At 71.8% G+C, this 19,439-nt stretch carries 18 protein-coding genes; 3 read left to right on the top strand and 15 right to left on the bottom strand.

The features are described 5' to 3' along the window. Positions 1-47 precede the first annotated feature (47 nt). Positions 48-2,264, bottom strand: a complete 2,217-nt coding sequence (locus tag G514_RS0123135) for a 3-hydroxyacyl-CoA dehydrogenase NAD-binding domain-containing protein (protein ID WP_036566157.1) — start codon at positions 2,262-2,264, stop codon at positions 48-50. Between the two features lie 85 nt (positions 2,265-2,349). Then, positions 2,350-3,582: an acetyl-CoA C-acetyltransferase gene (locus tag G514_RS0123140; RefSeq protein ID WP_036566159.1), complete on the bottom strand. Its 1,233-nt coding sequence runs from the start codon at positions 3,580-3,582 to the stop codon at positions 2,350-2,352. Between the two features lie 78 nt (positions 3,583-3,660). On the opposite strand from G514_RS0123140, the gene G514_RS28580 reads away from it, so the two are divergent. Then, positions 3,661-4,371 carry a MerR family transcriptional regulator gene (locus tag G514_RS28580; protein ID WP_036566162.1) on the top strand — a complete coding sequence of 237 codons (711 nt, stop codon included), beginning with the start codon at positions 3,661-3,663 and terminating at the stop codon, positions 4,369-4,371. Positions 4,372-4,407: 36 nt separating this feature from the next. Then, entirely contained in the window at positions 4,408-5,325 is a 918-nt protein-coding gene (locus tag G514_RS0123150) for an NAD(P)H-binding protein (RefSeq protein WP_028653686.1), read from the top strand. 123 nt (positions 5,326-5,448) lie between these two features. Here the strand turns inward: G514_RS0123150 and G514_RS0123155 are convergent, their stop codons facing one another. The 7 genes from G514_RS0123155 to G514_RS0123190 form a co-directional block, all read right to left on the bottom strand. Then, positions 5,449-6,153 (bottom strand): CPBP family glutamic-type intramembrane protease, encoded by a 705-nt coding sequence (locus G514_RS0123155; RefSeq protein ID WP_028653687.1) that lies wholly within the window; start codon positions 6,151-6,153, stop codon positions 5,449-5,451. 22 nt (positions 6,154-6,175) lie between these two features. After that, positions 6,176-7,669 carry a DEAD/DEAH box helicase gene (locus G514_RS28585; protein ID WP_051248156.1) on the bottom strand — a complete coding sequence of 498 codons (1,494 nt, stop codon included), beginning with the start codon at positions 7,667-7,669 and terminating at the stop codon, positions 6,176-6,178. A 177-nt stretch (positions 7,670-7,846) separates the two neighbouring features. Continuing rightward, positions 7,847-8,041, bottom strand: a complete 195-nt coding sequence (locus tag G514_RS0123170) for a CsbD family protein (protein WP_028653688.1) — start codon at positions 8,039-8,041, stop codon at positions 7,847-7,849. Between the two features lie 52 nt (positions 8,042-8,093). After that, on the bottom strand, positions 8,094-9,578 hold the full coding sequence (locus G514_RS28590) for a flavin-containing monooxygenase (RefSeq protein ID WP_051248158.1): 1,485 nt from the start codon (positions 9,576-9,578) through the stop codon (positions 8,094-8,096). A gap of 145 nt (positions 9,579-9,723) precedes the next feature. Then, a complete protein-coding gene (locus G514_RS0123180; protein ID WP_028653689.1) occupies positions 9,724-10,458 on the bottom strand; it encodes a glutamine amidotransferase in 735 nt (244 codons plus the stop codon). Next, a complete protein-coding gene (locus G514_RS0123185; RefSeq protein WP_036566200.1) occupies positions 10,455-11,621 on the bottom strand; it encodes a CaiB/BaiF CoA transferase family protein in 1,167 nt (388 codons plus the stop codon). The genes G514_RS0123180 and G514_RS0123185 overlap by 4 nt, the downstream gene beginning before the upstream one ends. 242 nt (positions 11,622-11,863) lie before the next feature. After that, complete coding sequence (locus G514_RS0123190) at positions 11,864-12,364, bottom strand: DUF4396 domain-containing protein (protein ID WP_028653691.1); 501 nt, start codon at positions 12,362-12,364, stop codon at positions 11,864-11,866. Between the two features lie 49 nt (positions 12,365-12,413). Between G514_RS0123190 and G514_RS0123195 the strand changes: the two genes are divergently transcribed. Further along, positions 12,414-13,568: a MalY/PatB family protein gene (locus G514_RS0123195; protein ID WP_028653692.1), complete on the top strand. Its 1,155-nt coding sequence runs from the start codon at positions 12,414-12,416 to the stop codon at positions 13,566-13,568. 24 nt (positions 13,569-13,592) lie between these two features. On the opposite strand, the gene G514_RS0123200 is transcribed toward G514_RS0123195, so the two are convergent. From G514_RS0123200 to G514_RS0123225, 6 genes are all read right to left on the bottom strand, one after another. Beyond that, positions 13,593-14,444 (bottom strand): amino acid ABC transporter permease, encoded by an 852-nt coding sequence (locus tag G514_RS0123200; RefSeq protein ID WP_028653693.1) that lies wholly within the window; start codon positions 14,442-14,444, stop codon positions 13,593-13,595. Then, positions 14,441-15,127 carry an amino acid ABC transporter permease gene (locus tag G514_RS0123205; RefSeq protein ID WP_028653694.1) on the bottom strand — a complete coding sequence of 229 codons (687 nt, stop codon included), beginning with the start codon at positions 15,125-15,127 and terminating at the stop codon, positions 14,441-14,443. The genes G514_RS0123200 and G514_RS0123205 overlap by 4 nt, the downstream gene beginning before the upstream one ends. Positions 15,128-15,192: 65 nt before the next feature. After that, on the bottom strand, positions 15,193-16,092 hold the full coding sequence (locus G514_RS0123210) for a glutamate ABC transporter substrate-binding protein (RefSeq protein ID WP_028653695.1): 900 nt from the start codon (positions 16,090-16,092) through the stop codon (positions 15,193-15,195). 49 nt (positions 16,093-16,141) lie between these two features. Continuing rightward, complete coding sequence (locus tag G514_RS0123215) at positions 16,142-16,915, bottom strand: amino acid ABC transporter ATP-binding protein (RefSeq protein WP_028653696.1); 774 nt, start codon at positions 16,913-16,915, stop codon at positions 16,142-16,144. A 69-nt stretch (positions 16,916-16,984) separates the two neighbouring features. Then, positions 16,985-18,643: an Ig-like domain-containing protein gene (locus G514_RS0123220; RefSeq protein ID WP_028653697.1), complete on the bottom strand. Its 1,659-nt coding sequence runs from the start codon at positions 18,641-18,643 to the stop codon at positions 16,985-16,987. A 35-nt stretch (positions 18,644-18,678) separates the two neighbouring features. Further along, positions 18,679-19,425 carry an amino acid ABC transporter ATP-binding protein gene (locus G514_RS0123225; protein ID WP_028653698.1) on the bottom strand — a complete coding sequence of 249 codons (747 nt, stop codon included), beginning with the start codon at positions 19,423-19,425 and terminating at the stop codon, positions 18,679-18,681. Positions 19,426-19,439 lie beyond the last annotated feature (14 nt).

A 19,439-nucleotide genomic window follows, 5' to 3' on the forward strand; every position in this document is an offset into this window, starting at 1 on the left:
GGCGAGCGGATGTAACGGTGAGCTACCCCAGTCGGTGAGGCCCGGCCTCAGGCCGGGAAGCCCTCGCCCTTGGCGGCCAGGTCGCGCAGCCACGGCGTGGCCCGGAAGCGCTCGCCGTAGGTCTCGGCCAGCTCGTCGGCACGCTCGAGGAACGCCGCCAGCCCGATCGGGCCCTCGGGGTCCTCGGGGTCCTGGTAGCCGGTCATGAACTGCGCGGCGCCACCGGTCATGGGCGGGAAGCCGATGCCCATGATCGAGCCGATGTTGGCCGCCGCGGCGGACTCGATGACGCCCTCCTCGAAGCACTTCGCGGTCTCGAGCGCCTCGGCGAACAGCATCCGGTCCTTGATGTCGCGCAACGGGATCTGCTGCTCCGCGACCGGGAACAGCTCGGCCAGGCCGGGCCAGATCGACCCGCGGGCGCCGTTCTCGTCGTAGTCGTAGAAGCCGGCGCCGCGGAGCCGGCCGGCGCGGCCGGCCTCGAGCATGGTGTCGACGACGGCGGTGCCGGGATGGCCGTACTCCTTGCCCTCGCGCTCGGCCGCCTCGCGGGTCGCCTTGGCGATCTTGGCCATCAGCTCGAGGTTGAGCTCGTCGGAGAGCTGCAGCACCGGCGCCGGGTAGCCGGCCTGGGTGGTGGCCCGCTCGATCGAGTAGGGGTGCACGCCCTCGGCGAGCATCGCCATGCCCTCGTTGACCATGAAGCCGATGACGCGCGAGGTGTAGAACCCGCGGCTGTCGTTGACGACGATCGGCGTCTTCTTGATCTGCTGGACGACGTCGTAGGCCTTGGCCAGCGCCTCGTCGGAGGTCTCCGCGCCCTTGATGATCTCGACCAGCGGCATCTTGTCGACCGGGCTGAAGAAGTGCAGGCCGATGAAGTCCTTGGGCCGGTCGACGCCGGTCGCGAGCTCGGTGATGGGCAGCGTGCTCGTGTTGGAGCAGAGCAGCGCGTCGCCCCTCTCGTGACCAGTGACGTACGGCGCGATCTCGGCGAACACCTGGTGCTTGAGCGACGGGTCCTCGAAGACGGCCTCGATGACGAGGTCGCAGCCGGCGAGGTCGGCGGGGTCGGCGGTCGCGGTGATCCGGCCGAGCAGCTCGGCCTTCTTCTCCTCGGTCGACCGCCCGCGGCTGATCGCCTTGTCGAGCAGCTTCTCGGAGTAGGACCTGCCCTTCTCGGCGTTCTCGACGGCGACGTCCTTGAGCACGACCTGCATGCCGGCCCGCGCGCAGACGTAGGCGATGCCGGCGCCCATCATCCCCGCGCCGAGCACGCCGACCTTCGTGGCCTGCCAGGGCTCGATGCCCTGCGGGCGCAGCTTGCCGGCGTTGATCGCCTGCAGGTCGAAGAAGAACGCCTGGATCATGTTCTTCGAGCCCTGGTGGACCACGAGGTTGGTCAGGTAGCGCGACTCGATCCGGCTCGCGGTGTCGAAGTCGACCTGCGCGCCCTCGACCGCCGCCGAGAGGATCGCCCGCTGCGCGGGGAAGTCGGCACCCTTGAGCTGCTTGCGGAGCAGGGCGGGGAACGCCGGCAGGAACGCCGCCAGCGCGGGCGACTTCGGGGAGCCGCCGGGCATCTTGTAGCCGGGGGCGTCCCACGGGTTCTGCGCGGCGTCGGGGTTGGCCTTGATCCAGGCCTTGGCGGCCGGGACCAGCTCGTCCTGGGTGGCGACGACCTCGTCGACGAGGCCCTTCTCCTTCGCCTGTGCAGGCTTGAACGTGCTGCCCTGGAGCAGCACGTCCATCAGCCCGCTCTGGATCCCGAGCAGGCGGACGATGCGGGTGACGCCACCGCCGCCGGGCAGCAGGCCGAGGCTCGCCTCGGGGAGGCCCACCTCGAACCGGCCGTCGACGGCGACGCGGTGGTTGCACGCCAGCGCGATCTCGAAGCCGCCGCCGAGTGCGGCGCCGTTGATCGCGGCGACCACGGGCTGGGGGAACGTCTCGAGCCGGCGCAGCGCGGCCTTCACGCGCTCGGCGAGCTCGAAGACCGACTGCGCGTCGGCCGGCGTCGCCTTGACCATCTCGTGGAGGTTCGCGCCGGCGAAGAACGTCTTCTTCGCGCTCGTCACCACGACGCCCGTCACGGAGTCGGCATCGGCGTACAGCCGGTCGACCGCGGCGGCCATCGCGTCGATGTAGAGCTCGTTCATCGTGTTGGCGCTGGCGGTCGGGTCGTCGAGGGTCAGCGTGACGATGCCGTCGGCGTCCTGCTCGTAGCGCACGGCGCTCTGCTGGTCGGTGGTCGCGGTGCTCATGTGAATCCTTCGTTCTCGGTGGCTGAGGTGCGAGGAGCGCCAGCGACGAGCCTCGAAGCCTCGCGAGCCGGTGCAGGAACGTGCGTCAGACCAGTTCCACGATGGTGGCGATGCCCATGCCGCCGCCGACGCAGAGCGTCGCGAGGCCGCGCTTGAGGTCGCGCCGCTCGAGCTCGTCGATGAGGGTGCCGAGGATCATCGCGCCGGTGGCGCCGAGCGGGTGGCCCATGGCGATGGCCCCGCCGTTGACGTTGGTGATCTCCGCGGTGATGCCCATGTCGCGCATGAACCGCATCGCGACGGCGGCGAAGGCCTCGTTGATCTCGAAGAGGTCGATGTCCTTGGTCTCGAGACCGGCGACGGCGAGCGCCTTGCGCGCGGCCGGCGCGGGGCCGGTCAGCATGATCGTCGGGTCGGCGCCGGAGACGGCAGCGGCGATGATCCGGGCGCGGGGGGTGAGCCCGAGGTCGTTCCCGACCTGCTCGCTGCCGATCGCGACGAGGGCGGACCCGTCGACGATGCCCGAGGAGTTGCCGGCGTGGTGGACGTGGTCGATCTTCTCGACCCAGTGGTACTTCTCGAGTGCCACGTCGTCGAAGCCCGCGTCGGCGCCGATCTGCGCGAAGCTCGGCTTGAGAGCGGCCAGCCCCTCGGGCGTCGTGTCGGGGCGGATCAGCTCGTCGTGGTCGAGCACGGTCACGCCGTTGAGGTCCTTGACCGGGATGACCGACTTGTCGAAGTAGCCGTTCGCCCACGCCTTGGCGGCGCGGTGGTTGGACTCGGCGGCGAAGGCGTCGACGTCGTCGCGGGTCCAGCCCTCGATCGTGGCGATGAGGTCGGCGCCGATGCCCTGCGGCACGAAGCCGGTCTTGAGCGCGGTCGCCGGGTCGGACGCCCACGCACCGCCGTCGGAGCCCATCGGCACCCGGCTCATCGACTCGACGCCGCCGGCGAGGATCAGCTGCTCGAAGCCGCCCCGCACCCGCGACGCGGCCTGGTTGACGGCCTCGAGGCCGGAGGCGCAGAAGCGGTTGAGCTGGACGCCCGCGGTCGTCTCCGGGAGCCCGGCGGCGAGCGCTGCGGTCTTCGCGATGTCACCGCCCTGGTCGCCGACCGGCGAGACGACGCCGAGCACGACGTCGTCGATGCGGTCGGTGTCGAGGCTGGGGTTGCGCTCCCGCAGCTCGTCGATGAGGCCGACCACCAGGTCCACCGGCTTCACCTCGTGCAGCGAGCCCGCTGCCTTGCCCTTGCCACGAGGGGTGCGGAGGTGGTCGTAGACGAACGCTTCCTGCCCGGATGCCAGCCCAGATGCCATGTCGCCGATTGTGACACCATTAGTGTCACGATCAACAGGGCCGCCCATGTGGCCTGACTCACCCGGACGAGGAGGCTCGTGGACGACGACAAGCTGCTGACGCTCGACGAGCTCTGCGAGCGGGTCGGCATGAGCGTGCGCAACGTGCGGTTCTACACCTCGCGCGGGCTGGTGCCGCCGCCGATCCGCAAGGGCCGGTCGGGCTACTACTCCCGCGACCACGTCGGCCGCCTCGAGCTGGTGCAGGAGCTCCAGAGCCACGGGTTCACGCTCTCGGCGATCGAGAAGTACGTCGCCGGCATCCCGGCCGACGCGACGCCCGAGGACCTCGCGCTGGCCCGCACGATGCTGGCGCCGTGGGACGTCGAGCGCCCGATCGAGATGTCGCGCGCGGAGCTGTCGGCCCGCGCCGGGCGCGACCTGTCCGACGACGAGCTGCGCACGCTCGCCGCGCTCGGCGTGGTGTTCCCGCTCAAGCGCGGCCAGTACCAGGTGGCGGTCTCGCAGCTCTCCGTCGGCCTGGGCCTGCTCGACCTCGGGTTCCCGGTCGAGGCCGCGCTGGCCGCCGCGGATATGTACGCCCGGCACGGCCGCGAGGTCGCCAAGGAGCTCTACGACGTGTTCCGCACCCTGGTCTGGCCGGTCTACCGCGACCAGGGCGCCTCACCCGAGACCGTGCGGCAGGTCGTCGAGAAGATCAAGCCGCTCTCGATCGCGGCCCTCGTCTCGGCGTACGAAGCGGGGATGGACGAGACCAAGCGCGAGGGAATCGCTCGACGCAGCCGGTGACCGGGTACCTGTATCCGTGTCCCTAGGATCTGCCCGATGACTCAGTCCTCCGCCGGTGAGCAGCTCACGGTGCTGGTGACCGGTGCGACCGGCTTCATCGGCAGCCGGCTGGTGCGCGCCCTCGTCGACGAGGGGCACACGGTCAAGGCGATGACCCGGCGGCCCGACGACTACGCCGGCCCGGCCGACCCGGTCGAGGGCGACGTCTTCGACCCCGGCACGCTGGCCGGGCCGATGGAGGGCGTCGACGTCGCGGTCTACCTCGTGCACTCGCTCGACGACAACGACTTCGAGCGCAAGGACGCCGAGGCGGCGCGGGGGTTCGGGCTCGCCGCGGCGGCGAGCGGCGTGCGGCAGATCGTCTACATGGGCGGGCTCGGCAAGGACGCCGACCAGCTGTCGCCGCACCTGCGCTCGCGGCGCGAGGTCGAGAAGCTGCTCGGCACGTCGGGCGTGCCGGTCACCGTGCTGCGCGCCGCGATCGTGGTCGGCGCCGGCGGCATCTCGTGGGAGATGACCCGCCAGCTGGTGAAGAACCTGCCCGCGATGGTGGTCCCCCGATGGGCCGACACCCGGACCCAGCCGATCTCGATCGACGACGTGACCCGCTACCTCATCGGCGTCATCGGCGTGGAGAAGACCTTCGGCCAGGTCTACGAGCTCGGCGGCGCCGACCGGCTGACCTACGTCGAGATGCTCCAGCAGGCCGCTGAGGTCATCAACGGCCGCCGGGTCCCGATCGTGACCGTGCCGGTGCTGACCCCACGCCTCTCGTCGCTGTGGATCGGCCTGGTCACCAACGTCGACTCGACCACCGCCAGCAACCTCATCGACTCGATGAGCACCGAGGTGCTGCAGACGGACTACGCCATCCAGGACATCGTCCCGGGCGAGCCGCTGTCCTACCGCGAGGCCGTCGAGCGGGCCATCGCCGAGGAGAAGCGCGAGCGCTGATCGCCGGCCGTGGTAAGGCCAAATCAGCGCAATCGCGCCCGATCGGTCGCGTTTCACGCGTGAAACCGAGCAGAACCGGCGCGAATGCGCTGAATCGGTCTTGGCGGCTCGGAGGCCGACGACTCAGGCGAACACGGCCGGGAGCGCGAACAGCATGGTGAGCGACCAGGTGCAGTGGGTCAGGATCGGGGCGAGGATGCCGCCGCTGGCCCGGCGCTCGAGGCCGACGAGGAGCCCGAGCAGCACGGCGGCGAAGGCCAGCATCACGTTGCCGGTGGCGGCGGTCGCGACGCCGTAGGCGAGCGTCGTCCAGAGCACCGGGTGGCGGGTGATGGCGGCGTACGCCGCGCCGCGGAAGAACAGCTCCTCGGCCACGCCGTTGACGGCGGTGATCACGACCAGCAGCAGCATCGACCCCTGGTCGGCGTAGTCGACGACCTTGACGACCTGGCCCTCGAGCCCGTCGAGCGCGTCGATCGTGCGCACCAGGAACGCGCCGGCGACGAAGACCGCTGCCAGGCCGAGCCCCAGCACGATCGGCGTGACCACCGGCCGCGCGAGGCCCGCGCGGAACGCGATCCGGCCCAGGTGCAGCGGCCCCGACGCGAGCGCGCCGACGGCCCAGACCGCGGCCAGCCCGAGCGTCGCGGGGTAGAACCAGTCGCTGCCGGGGTCGATGCGCAGCGAGAATCCCAGCACCACGGCGCCCAGGACCACGAAACCTGCCGTCACCCACTGGCGCCGGCGCAGGCCGTCGGGGTCCTGGCGGTGGTCGCGGGGCACGACGTCCCACAGCGCCCGGCGCACCCACGCCCGCAGCTGGTTCATCGTGCCGATCCTAGGAAGTGCCTCAGCGGCGGCCGGAGCTGAACGACGCCGCGGTGTGCGAGCGACCCGTCGACGAGGACGAGGACGACCCGGATGACCCGGCCGACGCACCCTGGCCCCCGCGGCGGCGCCGGTTGCCGCCCGAGCGGGACTGGCCTCCGCCCGAGCGGGACTGGCCCCCGCCCGAGCGCGGCTGCCCGCCGCCCGAGCGCGGCTGCCCGCCACCGGAGCGCGGCTGGCCGCCGGAGCGGCCGCGGTTGCGCCCGCCGCCGGAACGACGCTCGGGCTCCTCGGCGGTGACCCCGAGCCCGCCGGCCACGAGGACCCGCTCGCCCGGGGCGAGCTCGACGAGCACCGGGTGCCGCGGTCCGTCGATGCGGGTGATGGTCGGCTCGATGCCGGCCGCGCGGGTCAGGTCGCGGACGTCGCGCACCTGCTCCTGGGTCATCAGCGTGACGACCGTGCCGGCGGCGCCGGCCCGTGCCGTGCGGCCCGAGCGGTGCAGGTAGGCCTTGTGCTCGGCCGGCGGGTCGGCGTGCACGACGAGCGTGACGTCGTCGACGTGGATGCCGCGCGCGGCGATGTCGGTGGCGACCAGCGTCGAGGCGCGGCCCTCGTGGAAGGCGTCCATGTTGCGGGTGCGGGCGCCCTGGCTGAGGTTGCCGTGCAGCTCGACGGTCGGCACGCCGCTGCGGTTGAGCTGGCGGGCGAGCGCCTTCGCGCCGTGCTTGGTGCGGGTGAAGACGACGGTCCGGCCGGGCGCACTCGTCAGGTCGACGAGCACGGGCACGCGGTGCTCGCGGGCCACGTGCAGCACGTGGTGGTCCATCGCGGCGACCGGCGTCTGCGCCGAGTCGGCCTCGTGGGTCACCGGCTGCTGGAGGAACTGCTTGACCAGCACGTTGACGCCCTTGTCGAGCGTGGCCGAGAAGAGCAGCCGCTGGCCGCTCTTCGGCGTCGCGGCGAGCAGGCGGCGTACGGCGGGCAGGAACCCGAGGTCCGCCATGTGGTCGGCCTCGTCGAGCACGGTGATCTCGACGTCGCCGAGGTCGCAGTGGCCCTGCTGGATGAGGTCCTCGAGCCGGCCCGGGCAGGCCAGGACGATGTCGACGCCCCGGCGCAGCCCCTGGACCTGGGGGTGCTGGCCGACGCCGCCGAAGACGGTGCGGGTGGTGAGGCCTGCCGTCGCGGCGAGCGGTATCAGGGCCTGGTCGATCTGGCCGACGAGCTCGCGGGTCGGGGCCAGCACGAGGGCGCGCGGGCGGCCCGCGCGGCGCGGCCGGGCGGACTCGCTGAGCCGCGCGACCAGCGGCAGCAGGAAGGCGTAGGTCTTGCCGGAGCCGGTGCGGCCGCGACCGAGGAGGTCACGCCCGGCGAGCGAGTCGGCCAGCGTCGCGGCCTGGATCGGGGTGGGTGTGGTGATCCCGCGCTCGGCGAGGACGCCGGCGAGGGACGAGGCGACGCCGAGGTCGGCGAAGGTCAGAGGGGTGCGTGCAGAGGACGGAGCAGAAGACAAGGGAGATCACTCTCGATGGTGGTGTCTCACCAGAGGTTTCGTTCTGTGGTGGCCCGGCCGCGTGCTCGAGGTTTCGAGAGCGGGGGCTGGCCCGGGGCAAGACGTGAACGGGCCGCTCCCACCAGTGTGGCAGAGCGGCCCGTCCGAGCCCGCATCGCGGGCGCGTGATCTTGCGTACTACTTCTTGACGGCGTCCTTCAGGTCGCCGACGGCGTCCTTGGCCTTCTCGCCGGCCTGCTTGACCGAGGACTCGGCCTGGTCGGCGCGACCCTCGTGCTTCAGGTCGTCGTCACCGGTGACGGAGCCGGCGGCCTCTTTGGCACGGCCCTTGAGGTCATCTGTCTTGTTGTCGACCTTGTCGTCGAAACCCATCGTGCACCTCCATGGTTTGCGGTGCCTGCCCGGTCTCCGATCGGGGCCTCCGTCAAACGGCGGTGAGAGTCGGGTCACCCTCCGGCGCCGGCACGGTGTCGAAGGCCAGCACGCCGTCGTCGATCGGAGCCCGCTTGATGGTGCGCAGGTCGGCGACGTAGTTCTGGCGCAGCCGCCACGGCTCGCGGTCCCCCTGCTTGGGCAGCTTGTCCAGCGCGCGCAGCACGTAGCCGGAGGTGAAGTCCATGATCGGCTGCTCCTCGACGTCCGGCGGCCGGACCGGCACCGCCGAGCGCGCGCCGGTCTCGTCGAGGTGGCGCAGGAGCCGGACGACGTACGCCGAGATCAAGTCGGCCTTGAGCGTCCACGACGCGTTGGTGTAGCCGATCGTGAACGCGAAGTTGGGGACGCCGTCGAGCATCATCGCCTTGTAGGCCATCCGCCGCCCGGCGTCCACGACCTCGCCGTCGACGACGACCTCGATGCCGCCGAAGGCGAGCACCTGGAACCCCGTCGCCGTGACGACGAGGTCGGCCTCGAGCTCCTCGCCGGAGGACAGCGTGATGCCGCGCGGGGTGAAGCGGTCGATCGTGTCGGTGACGACCGACGCCCGGCCCTTGCGCAGGGCGCGGAACAGGTCGCCGTCCGGCACCACGCAGAACCGTTGGTCCCACGGGTTGTAGCGCGGCTTGAAGTGGACGTCGGCGTCGATGGTGTCCGGCAGCTGCGCGCGGGCGGCCTTGAGCACGAAGCCCTTGACGAACCGCGGGCGCCGGCGCGCGAGCTGGAACGTCGCCATGCCGCTGAGGATGTTGGCCCACCTCACCACCGGGTAGGACCACCTCGTCGGCAGCCTCCGCAGCCGCGTCGCGAGCCGGTCGTGGGCCGGCCGGGACACGACGTAGGTCGGCGAGCGCTGCAGCATCGTCACGTGCCCGGCGGTCTCGGCCAGGGCGGGAACCAGCGTGATCGCCGTGGCGCCGCTGCCGATCACGACGACCCTCTTCCCCGTGTGGTCGAGGTCCTCGGGCCAGTGCTGCGGGTGCACGATCGTGCCCTCGAAGCTCTCGGTGCCGGCGAACTCCGGCGCGTACGGCTCCTCGTAGTCGTAGTAGCCCGCGCAGCCCCACAGGAAGCTCGCGGTCATCGTGACCGGCGTCCCGTCGTGGTCGATCTCGACGGTCCACCGCGCGGTCGCGGAGTCCCAGCTCGCGCGGACCACCTTGTGCCGGTAGCGGATCAGCTCGTCGACGCCGTACTCCTCCGCGACCGTGCGGAGGTAGGCCAGGATCGACGGCCCGTCGGCGAGCGCGCGGTCGCCGGGCCAAGGCCGCCAGCTGTAGCCGAAGGTGAACATGTCGGAGTCGGAGCGGATGCCCGGGTAGCGGAACAGGTCCCACGTGCCGCCGCTCGCCTCGCGCGCCTCCAGCACCGCGACGGACTTCGTCGGCAGGTGAGTACGCAGCTGGCAGGCTGCGCCGATGCCGGACAGCCCGGCTCCGACGATCAGCACGTCGACGTGCTCGGGGGTGCTCACGGCGTTCAAACTATCCGCGACACGACGTCGCAACCAAGTCTCCGATAAGACCAATCCAGCGCAATCGCGCCGATTTCGCGCTGTTTCACGCGTGAAACAAGACCGATCCAGCGCAATCGCGCTGAAAACGTCCGCCGCGGCGAGCTCAACCGCGCCCGAACAGCTCGACGAACCTGGCGAGGATCCGGGGCGGTTCGGTGACGACGGCGGCGCGGGCCAGCCGGATCAGCTCCTCGCCCTCGCCGGGCTCGAAGTAGCCGAAGTCGCGGTAGGTCTCGATGCGGGTGACCAGCCCCGTGACGTCGAGCTCGGGATGGAACTGGGTCGCGTAGACGCGCTCGCCGAGGCGGAAGGCCTGCACGGGGCAGGTCGGGGACGACGCCAGGAGCACGGCGCCGCGCGGCAGCGTGGAGACCGCCTCCTTGTGCCCGAGGAACGCGTCGAACGTCGCCGGCAGCTCGCCGAGGAGCGGGTCGGCCCGGCCCTCGGGCGTGAGCGTGACGGTCACCGCGCCGATCGGCTCGGACCACTGCCGGTCGACGACGCCGCCGGCCAGCGTGCCGAGGGTGCCGATGCCGTAGCACGCGCCCAGGGTCGGGAAGTCCGCGGCGACGACCTGCACCGCCAGGTCGCGGAGCCGGGCCTCCCCGCGGCGCTGGTCGTCGTCCTTGAGGTCGTCGGGGTCGCTGACGTTCCACGGCCCGCCGCCGATCACGATCCCCGACCAGTCGTCGAGGTCGACCGGCCCGAGGACGTCGCGCTCCATCCGCACGCGGCGGACGTCGCGCTCGTCGAGGCCGGCGCAGCGCAGCACCGCGGCGTACTCGTCGTCCGCCGCGGCGTCCTGGGCGCGGATGCCCAGGAACAGGAACGGCTTCACTGCCCCGGCGTCGCCTGGACCGCGACGCCGCGCTCGATGAGGCCGTCGACGTCGGCGATGCCCCAGGCGGTCAGGGCCTCCCGGGTGTGCGTGCCCGCCGCCGGCGAGGGCGGCAGGGACAGCGACGCCGGGGTGCGGGAGAACCGCGGCGCGGGCTGCGGCTGCACGACCCCCTCGTGCTCGACGAACGTCGCGCGCGCCTCGAGGTGCGGGTGCGACGGCGCCTCGCTCGCCGGGACCACGCCGGCGACGCAGGCGTCGGTGCCCTCGAACAGCGCGACCCACTCCGCCTGCGTCTTCTGCCGGAAGGTGTCGGTGAGCAGGACGCGCAGCTCGTCGTAGCGGTCCAGGTCGGCCTGCCCGGGCGCGACCCCCTCGAGGCCGAGCATGGCGATCAGCGTGGCGTAGAACTGCGGCTCGAGCGCACCGACCGACACGTGCTTGCCGTCCGCGGTCTCGTAGACGTCGTAGTAGGGCACCCCGCCGTCGAGCAGGTTCGCCCCGCGGCGCTCCTGGTAGCCGCCGCCGGCGAGGAACGCCCACGTCATCGCGTTGAGGTGCGCGGTGCCGTCGACGATCGCGGCGTCCACGACCTGGCCCTCGCCCGACACGCGCGCCTCGAGCAGCGCGGCCAGCAGGCCGATGACGAGGTACGTCGAGCCGCCGCCGAAGTCACCGACCAGGTTGGCGGGGAACTGCGGCCGCTCCGGCGTCTGCCCCATGCCGAACAGCGCACCCGCCACCGAGATGTAGTTGAGGTCGTGGCCGGCGGCCTGGGCGAGCGGCCCGTCCTGACCCCAGCCGGTCATCCGGCCGTAGATCAGCCGCGGGTTGACCGCGTGGCACTGCTCGGGCCCGATGCCGAGCCGCTCGGCCACGCCGGGGCGCATGCCCTCCACGAGCACGTCGGCGTCCTTGACCAGCTCGAGCACGGTGGCCGCCGCCTCCGGCTGCTTGAGGTCGAGCGCGACGCTCGGGCGGCCGCGGTTGAGCAGCATCGTGGCGCCCCCGGAGAGCAGCTGCCCGCCGGGCCGCTCCACCCGGATCACGTCGGCCCCGAGGTCGGCCAGGATCATGCACGCGTGCGGCCCGGGGCCGATCCCGGCGATCTCGACCACCTTCACGCCCCGCAGCGGGCCGGTCCCCTGCCCCAGCTCGATCATGCCCGGGAGCATGTCAGACGGGCGGGTGCCGCCCCCGCGCGACCGGATCGCGGGTGAGACGGCCCGAAACACCCCTCCTTTGGGGATGGTGGCGCATCCACCGATCGACTACTTTTCGAGGGTGATTCTCGGGGGGCACAGGCCGGCACGTCCTGTTCACGATCAGTCAGCGAAGCCAGGCGCCGTCGTCGCGTCCTCGTCATCCGGCAAGGGCTGACCCGCACGCACCGGTCACGAGCCGATCACGGTTCGTGGTGACCGCCGTGCCCGGAGCCATGTCCTGGGCCGTGCCCGGAGCCGTGCCCCGCATGGGCGGCGTGCGCCCTCGCGTGGCCGAGACCCCGGGCGATCATCGCCCGGTTGACCGGCACCGTGACCACGAACGCGACCGCGAGCGACACCGCCAGCGACCCCCAGAACAGCACGTCGCCCAGGCCCGCCTCCATGGCCGAGGGCCAGCCGACGAGGATGCCGTTGTCGACCACCTCCATCACGAGGATCGAGACGGTGTCGGCGGCCAGCGCGATCCGCACCGCCGGCCCGAGCGCCACCCCGGCCCGGCGCTGGCCGCTGAAGGTGAGCAGGTAGCCGAAGAAGAACGCGAGCACCACCGAGACCGCGATGCTGGCCGCGTCGCCCCATCCGGCGCCGGTCGCGACCACCATGCCGAGGACCTCGCCGATCGCGCAGCCGGTCAGGCAGTGCCGGGTCGCGGTGATCGCCTCTCGCCAGCTCGCGTCCATGCGACGAGTCTGCCTCACACGCGCTGGACGCGCCGGGCAGGATGAGCGGGTGACCCTCATCCGCGACCTGACCGACGACGAGGCCCGCGCGGCCCTGGTGCTCAAGTGGGGCACCGTCGAGCCGGGCGTGATCCCGGCCTGGGTGGCCGAGATGGACTACGCGGTGGCGGAGCCGGTCGGGGCCGCGCTGCGCGACGCGGTCGAGCGCGGCGAGGTCGGCTACCCGGCGTTCGTGCGGGCCGGCGGACCGATCGGGGAGGCGTACGCCGGGTTCGCGCGGCGCCACTTCGGCACGGACGTGCCGGCCGACCGAGTACTGCCGACGGCCGACGTGACCGTCGGTGTGCGCGTCGCGCTGGAGGTGCTGAGCGAGCGGGCGCCGATGGTGCTGCCGCTGCCGGCGTACGACCCGCAGCACGGCCTTGCCCAGGTCACCGGCCGCGAGCAGTGGGACCTGCCGGTGGACCCCGACGGTGACTCCTACGTGGTCGACCTCGACGCGCTCGACCGCCTGTTCGCGCGCGGGGCGCGCACGCTGCTGCTCACCCAGCCGCACAACCCCGGCGGCCACGTGCACACCCGCGCGGAGCTCGAGGGCATCCGCGACGTGGTGACCCGGCACGGCGGCCGGGTCGTCTCCGACGAGATCCACGGACCGCTCGTGCTGCCCGGCGCCGAGCACGTCTCCTACCTGTCGCTGGAGGGCACGGCCGACCACGCCGTCGCGGTGGTGGCGGCGTCGAAGGCCTTCAACATCCCCGGCCTCAAGTGCGCGCAGATCGTGACCGGCGACGACGCGACCCGCGACCGGCTGGTCGCGATCCCGATGGCTCAGAACGACTCGTGGGGCTCGCTCGGCGTCGTCGCCTCCGTCGCGGCGTACGACGAGGGCGACGCGTGGCTGGCCGATCTCGTCGAGCGGCTCGACCAGCAGCGGGCGCTCCTCGGACGCCTGCTGGCCGAGCACCTGCCCGAGGCGCGGATGCGGCAGCTGGAGGCGACCTACCTGGCCTGGCTCGACCTGCGTGCCTACGGGCACGACGACCCGGCCGCGGTGATCCTCCGCGGCGGCGTGCAGGTCTCGCCGGGCGAGAGCTACTGGCCGGGGCTGCCCAGGCACGTGCGGCTCAACATCGCGACCTCGCCCGACCGGCTGACCGAGATCGTCGGGCGGATGGCCGCGGCCCTCACCGGCGCGCCCTGACCACCTGACCACCTGGCGAGGTCGTCAAGCATTCCGCCCGCCTTCGAGGTTGCCGACCAGGCTCACCTCGAGGGGCTTCTTCTCGCCGACGAACCTCTTCTGCGCCCACGTGGCCAGCGCGGTGAGCAGCAGGTTGACGATGATGTAGAGAGAGGCGATGACGATCATCGTCGGCACCCGGTTGTTGAACTCGAGGTAGATCTCCTTGTAGATCCGGGTCAGTCCGGGGGCCACGACGTACTGGCCGAGCGCGGTGTCCTTCAGCGCCACGATGCACTGGCTGATGATCGCCGGCAGCATGATCTTGACCGCCTGCGGCAGCAGCACGATGTTCATCACCTGCGCCTTGCGCATCCCGATCGCGTACGCCGCCTCGCCCTGCCCCTTCGGGACGGCGTTGACGCCGGCGCGCAGGACCTCGGCGAGCACCGAGCCGTTGTAGAGGGTCAGCGCGATCACGACCGCCCAGAACGACCCGCCGTCGCGGTTGATGCCGATGAAGTACCACGTGAAGACCATCAGGAGCAGCACGGGCACGGCGCGGAAGAACTCGACGACGAGCCAGGCCGGCCACCTCACGACCGCGTGGTCGGAGAGCTTGGCCACGCCCAGGGCGGCGCCGAGCACGGTGGCCCCGACGATCGCCACCGCCGCCATCTTCAGGGTGTTCAGCAACCCGTCGACCAAGATCACCCGCACGTAGTCGGGGGTGACGAACACCTCCCACTTGTCGCCCTCGAACTGGCCGGCGTCATAGAACCGCTTGACGACGAAGGCCAGCACGCCGAGGAGGGCGACGAGCGCCACGAGGCTGTAGAGGCGGTGCCGCCGGACGGTGCGTGGCCCGGGCGCGTCGAAGAGCACGCTGGTCCTCACGTGGCCGCCCTCCAGCGCCTCTCCAGCGAGGCCGAGAGGAGGGAGACGACCTCGACGATCACGATGTAGCCGATCGCGAAGGCGACGAAGATGCCCAGCCGCTGGGAGGAGAAGTCGTTGGTGAAGCCGCGCATCTGCGCGGTGGCCTCGGCGACGCCGAACACGGCGGCGACCGAGGTGTTCTTGATCAGCGCGATCTGGACGCTGGCCAGCGGTGGCAGCGAGGCGCGGAGCGCCTGAGGCAGCACCACCTGGGACATGACCCCGCTGAAGGGCAGGCCGATCGCGCGGGCGGCTTCGGCCTGGCCGAGCGGCACCGCGTTGACGCCCGCCCGCAGCGCCTCGCACACGAAGCTCGAGGTGTAGAGGGTCAGCGAGGCGACCGCGGCGCCGAACAGCGCGGTGAAGTCGTAGTCGTCGATGTGCACGTCGAGCCAGGTGAACCTGATGCCGAGGGTCGGAGCCGCGAAGGAGAAGAACGCGAACACGATGACCAGCGGGGTGTTGCGGACCAGCGTCACGTAGGTGGCGCCGGCCCAGCGCAGCACGGCGATCGGGCCGACCCGCAGGGCGACCAGGAACGTGCCCAGGACCATCGACAGGACCCCGGACACGAGGAACAGCGCCAGCGTGTAGCCGAACGCCTTGAGGTAGGCATCGACGTTGTCGAAGACGGCTTCCAAGCTCGCTCCTCCCGGACGAGACGACTCGGGCGGCGCGCAGCCGCGCCGCCCGAGACGTCAGCAGGTCAGGCCGCGGGGCAGGCGTCGAGCTCCGGCGGGTCCGGGGTCTCGATGCCCGACGGGCCGAGCGTCTTCTCGAACGCGTCCGCCCACGAGCCGTCCTCGAAGGACTCCTCCAGGACGTCGTTGATCCACTCGCACATCTCCGGGTGGTCGAGGCTGTATCCGACCCCGATCCGCTCCTCGGAGAACTCCTCGCCGACGACCTTCAGCTGGCCCTCGTTCTGCGCGGCGTAGCCGGCGAGGATCGAGCCGTCGGTCGACATCGCCGGCACCGTGCCGTCGAGCACCTTCTGGACGCACTCGGAGTAGCTGTCGAAGCCGACGCCCTTGGCGCCCTGCTCGTTGATCCGGTCGATGGAGGTCGACCCCGTCACCGAGCAGACCTCCTGCCCGGCCAGGTCCGCGATGCTCTCGACGTCGCTGTCGGCGGGGACGAGCAGCTGCTGCCCGGTGAGGAAGTACGGGCCGGTCTGCCCCACCACCTTCCGGCGGTCGTCGGTGATGGAGTACGACGCCAGCACCAGGTCGACCTTCCCCTGCTGGAGGAACGGCTCGCGGTTGTCGGAGATCGTCTCCTGGTAGGTGACCGCGGACGTGTCCTCGGGATCGATGCCCAGGTCGGCGACCAGCAGCTTGGCGACCTCGACGTCGAACCCGCTCGGGATGTCGTCGGTGGCGCCCTTGAAGCCGAGGCCCGGCTGGTCGTACTTCACGCCGACCGTGACCTTGCCGGCCTCGGCGAGCTCCTTCATGCGCGTGCCGTCGTCGAACTCGTCCGCGGCGTTCTCCTTGACCTCGACGTCGCTGCCGCCGTCGTCGTCGTCGCCCGCGTCGCCGCAGGCGGCCATGCTCAACGCCAGGCCGAGCCCGGCGACCACTGCCTTCGCTCTGATGAACCGCATCTCTCTCCTTGTCCCGATCTTCAGATGAGTCGTGCGCAGATCTGTCTCCTCAGTGCCTGAGGATCTTGCCGAGGAAGTCCTTGGCGCGCTCCGATCGCGGGTTGGTGAAGAACTCCTCCGGGGTGTTCTCCTCGACGATCGCGCCGTCCGACATGAACAGCACCCGGTCGGCGGCGGTGCGCGCGAAACCCATCTCGTGGGTGACCACCACCATCGTCATGCCGCGTCTGGCGAGGTCGACCATCACGTCGAGGACCTCGGCGATCATCTCCGGGTCGAGTGCGGAGGTGGGCTCGTCGAACAGCATCACCTTCGGCTCCATGGCGAGGGCCCGGGCGATCGCGACGCGCTGCTGCTGCCCCCCGGACAGCTGGGCGGGGTACTTGCCCGCCTGCTGCCCGACCCCGACGCGGTCGAGCAGCTCGCGCGCCCTGGCCTCTGCCTCGGCCGGCTTGACCCCGCGGACCTTGACTGGCCCGAGGGTGACGTTCTCGAGGATCGTCTTGTGGGCGAAGAGGTTGAAGCTCTGGAAGACCATGCCGACCTCGGCGCGCAGGTTGGCCAGCGCCTTGCCCTCCTGGGGCAGCGGCAGGCCGTCGAGGCTGATCGTGCCCTGGTCGACGGTCTCCAACCGGTTGATCGCGCGGCACAGCGTGGACTTGCCCGAGCCGGAGGGGCCGATGACCACCACGACCTCGCCGCGCGCGACGGTGAGGTTGATGTCCTTGAGGACGTGGAGCTCGCCGAACCACTTGTTGACGCCGTCGAGCACGACCAGGGACGTGCCGACGGTCCGCTCAGATGTCGCGCCCGAGACCGCCATCACCAGAACCTACCCGGAGCCGCGTCGCCGTGACCACCGTGGTGGTGGCACCACCCGCCTGGGCGTGCCTCAGCGGTGCCGCTTGAGCCGCTTGAACTTGTAGCGCGCCGGCGAGGAGTCGACGTTGCCCGCCGCGTCGACCGCGCGGACCAGCAGCCGGTGCTTGCCGACCTTCACGGTGAACCTGAACGGCGAGCGGCAGGGTCGCCACGACTGCTTGTCGACCTTGCACTGGAAGGCGACGCCTGCCTCGTGCGAGGTGAACTTGAACTTCACCTTCGGACGGAAGAACCGCTTGTGCGGCCTCTTCGTGAGCAGGGTGTCGGGCCGGACGGTGTCGACCGTGAACGACGCCGTGGGCGGGTTCGCCTCGACGTTGTAGACCTCGTCGGTGGCCCGCACGGTCACGGAGTGCGGACCGTCGGGGAGGGCCGAGGTGGTCGTGGGGCTCGCGCACGGCTGGAACGCGCCGCCGTCGAGCCGGCACTCGAACCGCGCACCTGCCTCGCTGCGGAACTGGAAGACCGGCGTGTTGTCGTTCGTCGCCGCCGGTGGCCGGGCGACGAAGGTGGTGACCGGCGCCGTGATGTCGCGCAGCTCGTAGGCGCCGAGGTCGGGGACCGGCGAGCCGTTGCCGTCGCCGTCGAAGGCGCGCCCGTCGCCGTTCCTGTCGTCGGTGGTGCTGGTCAGGGGGTCACCCTTGTCGACGAGCGGCGAGCCGGCGCGCAGCGCGAGGTTGCCGCCGCCGGGGGCGGCGTACAACGGGTCGATGAAGGCCGGGTCGACGTCCGCCAGGTTGCCGTCGCCCTCGGTGACCGTGCCGCCCGCCTCCTCGACCGGCGGCTTCAGGTCGGTGTGGTGCACGACCACGCTCGCGGCCGCGCCGTCCGCCGCGACGACGGAGTCGCGCACGATCGAGTTGGCCAGCGTCAGCGCGGCCGCGGCGCCGTTCGTGCTGGCGACGACACCGCGCGCGCCGGCGGCGCCGCCGACGACGGTCAGGTGCCGCGCGTCGACGACTGCGCCCGCGCCGGCCCGCAGGCCGGCCTGCGCCGTGGCGTCGAGCTTGAGCACCGCGTTGTCGATGGCCAGGGCGCCGCCCTCCGCGGAGACGCCGACGTCGGCGGTGCGCACCGTGAGACGCGACACGACCGCCGGGCCCGCCTCCTGCCGGACGCCGGTGCCGCCGGCGCCGCGGTACAGGCTGACCGTCGAGTTCTCGACCCGGGACCCGTCGACCCGGATGCCGGTGGCGTTGGTCGCAATGGCCGCAGGGTCGTCGGCGACGATGATGTTCTGCGCGATCGAGCCGCCGCTGAGTGCGAGGCCCTCGGCGCCCGAGCCGCTCACCTCGACGCGGAGGTTGCGGATCGTGATGCCGTTGCCGGTGGCGTACGGCGCCGCCGCGCCGCCCTTGAGCAGCGTCGCGTTGTCGCCCGCGCCGTTGTTGGAGCCCTGGATCGTGAGAGACAGGTCTCGGTCGTCGAATACGTAGGGACCGTCGTCGTAGACGCCCGGCCCGAGCCGGATGACGCTGTCCTGGCCGTCGGCGTACGCCGACTGGAGGGCGAGCGGGAGCGTCGTGGGCTGTGGGCCGGGACAGTCCGGGTCGGCGGGCCGGTTGACGCAGATGATGTGGGTGCCGGCCGCCTGCGCCGGGGTGTCGGCGAGCAGCGGGAGGACAGGGGCGAGGAGGGCTCCGAGAAGGAGTGCGGGTCGAGGACGCACCGCTCGAGGGTACGTCGGCCGGCCAGCCCTTGCCGTCAGCCCGTGCCGGGCAGCACCCGGCGCAGGAACTGCCGGGTCCGCTCCTGCTCCGGAGCGACGAGGATGCTCGCCGGCGGCCCGTGCTCCAGGATCCGGCCGCCGTCGAGGAAGCACACCGTGGTCGCCACGTCGCGCGCGAAGCTCATCTCGTGGGTGGCGAGCACCATCGTGGTCCCGGCCTCGGCCAGGTCGCGGACGATCGTGAGCACGTCGCCGACCAGCTCGGGGTCGAGGGCCGCGGTGATCTCGTCGAGGAGGAGCAGCTCGGGCTGCGTGCACAGGGCGCGGACGAGCGCGGCTCGCTGCTGCTGGCCTCCCGAGAGCCGGTCGGGGTGCTTGTCGACGTGCTCGCTCAGGCCGAACCGGTCGAGCAGCTCGCGCGCCCGCTCGACCGCCTCGGCTCGCGCGACGCCGTGCACCCGCACCGGCGCGAGCACGCAGTTGTCGAGCACGGTCAGGTGGGGGAACAGGTTGTAGGCCTGGAACACCATCCCGATCCGGCGGCGCACGGCGCGGGGGTCGACCCGCGGGTCGGAGATCTCCTCGCCGTCGAAGCGGATCACGCCGTCGTCGATCTGCTCGAGCAGGTTGAGGCAGCGCAGCAGCGTCGACTTGCCCGACCCCGACGAGCCGATCAGGCAGACCACGTCGTGGCGGTGGACCGTCAGGTCGATGTCGGCGAGCACGACCCGGTCGCCGTAGGACTTGCGCAGGTCGGTCACCTCGACGAGCGGGGCGCTCACAGTGCTTCTCCGGG

It is taken from the genome of Nocardioides halotolerans DSM 19273 (genome assembly GCF_000422805.1).
Classification (GTDB): Bacteria; Actinomycetota; Actinomycetes; order Propionibacteriales; family Nocardioidaceae; genus Nocardioides; species Nocardioides halotolerans.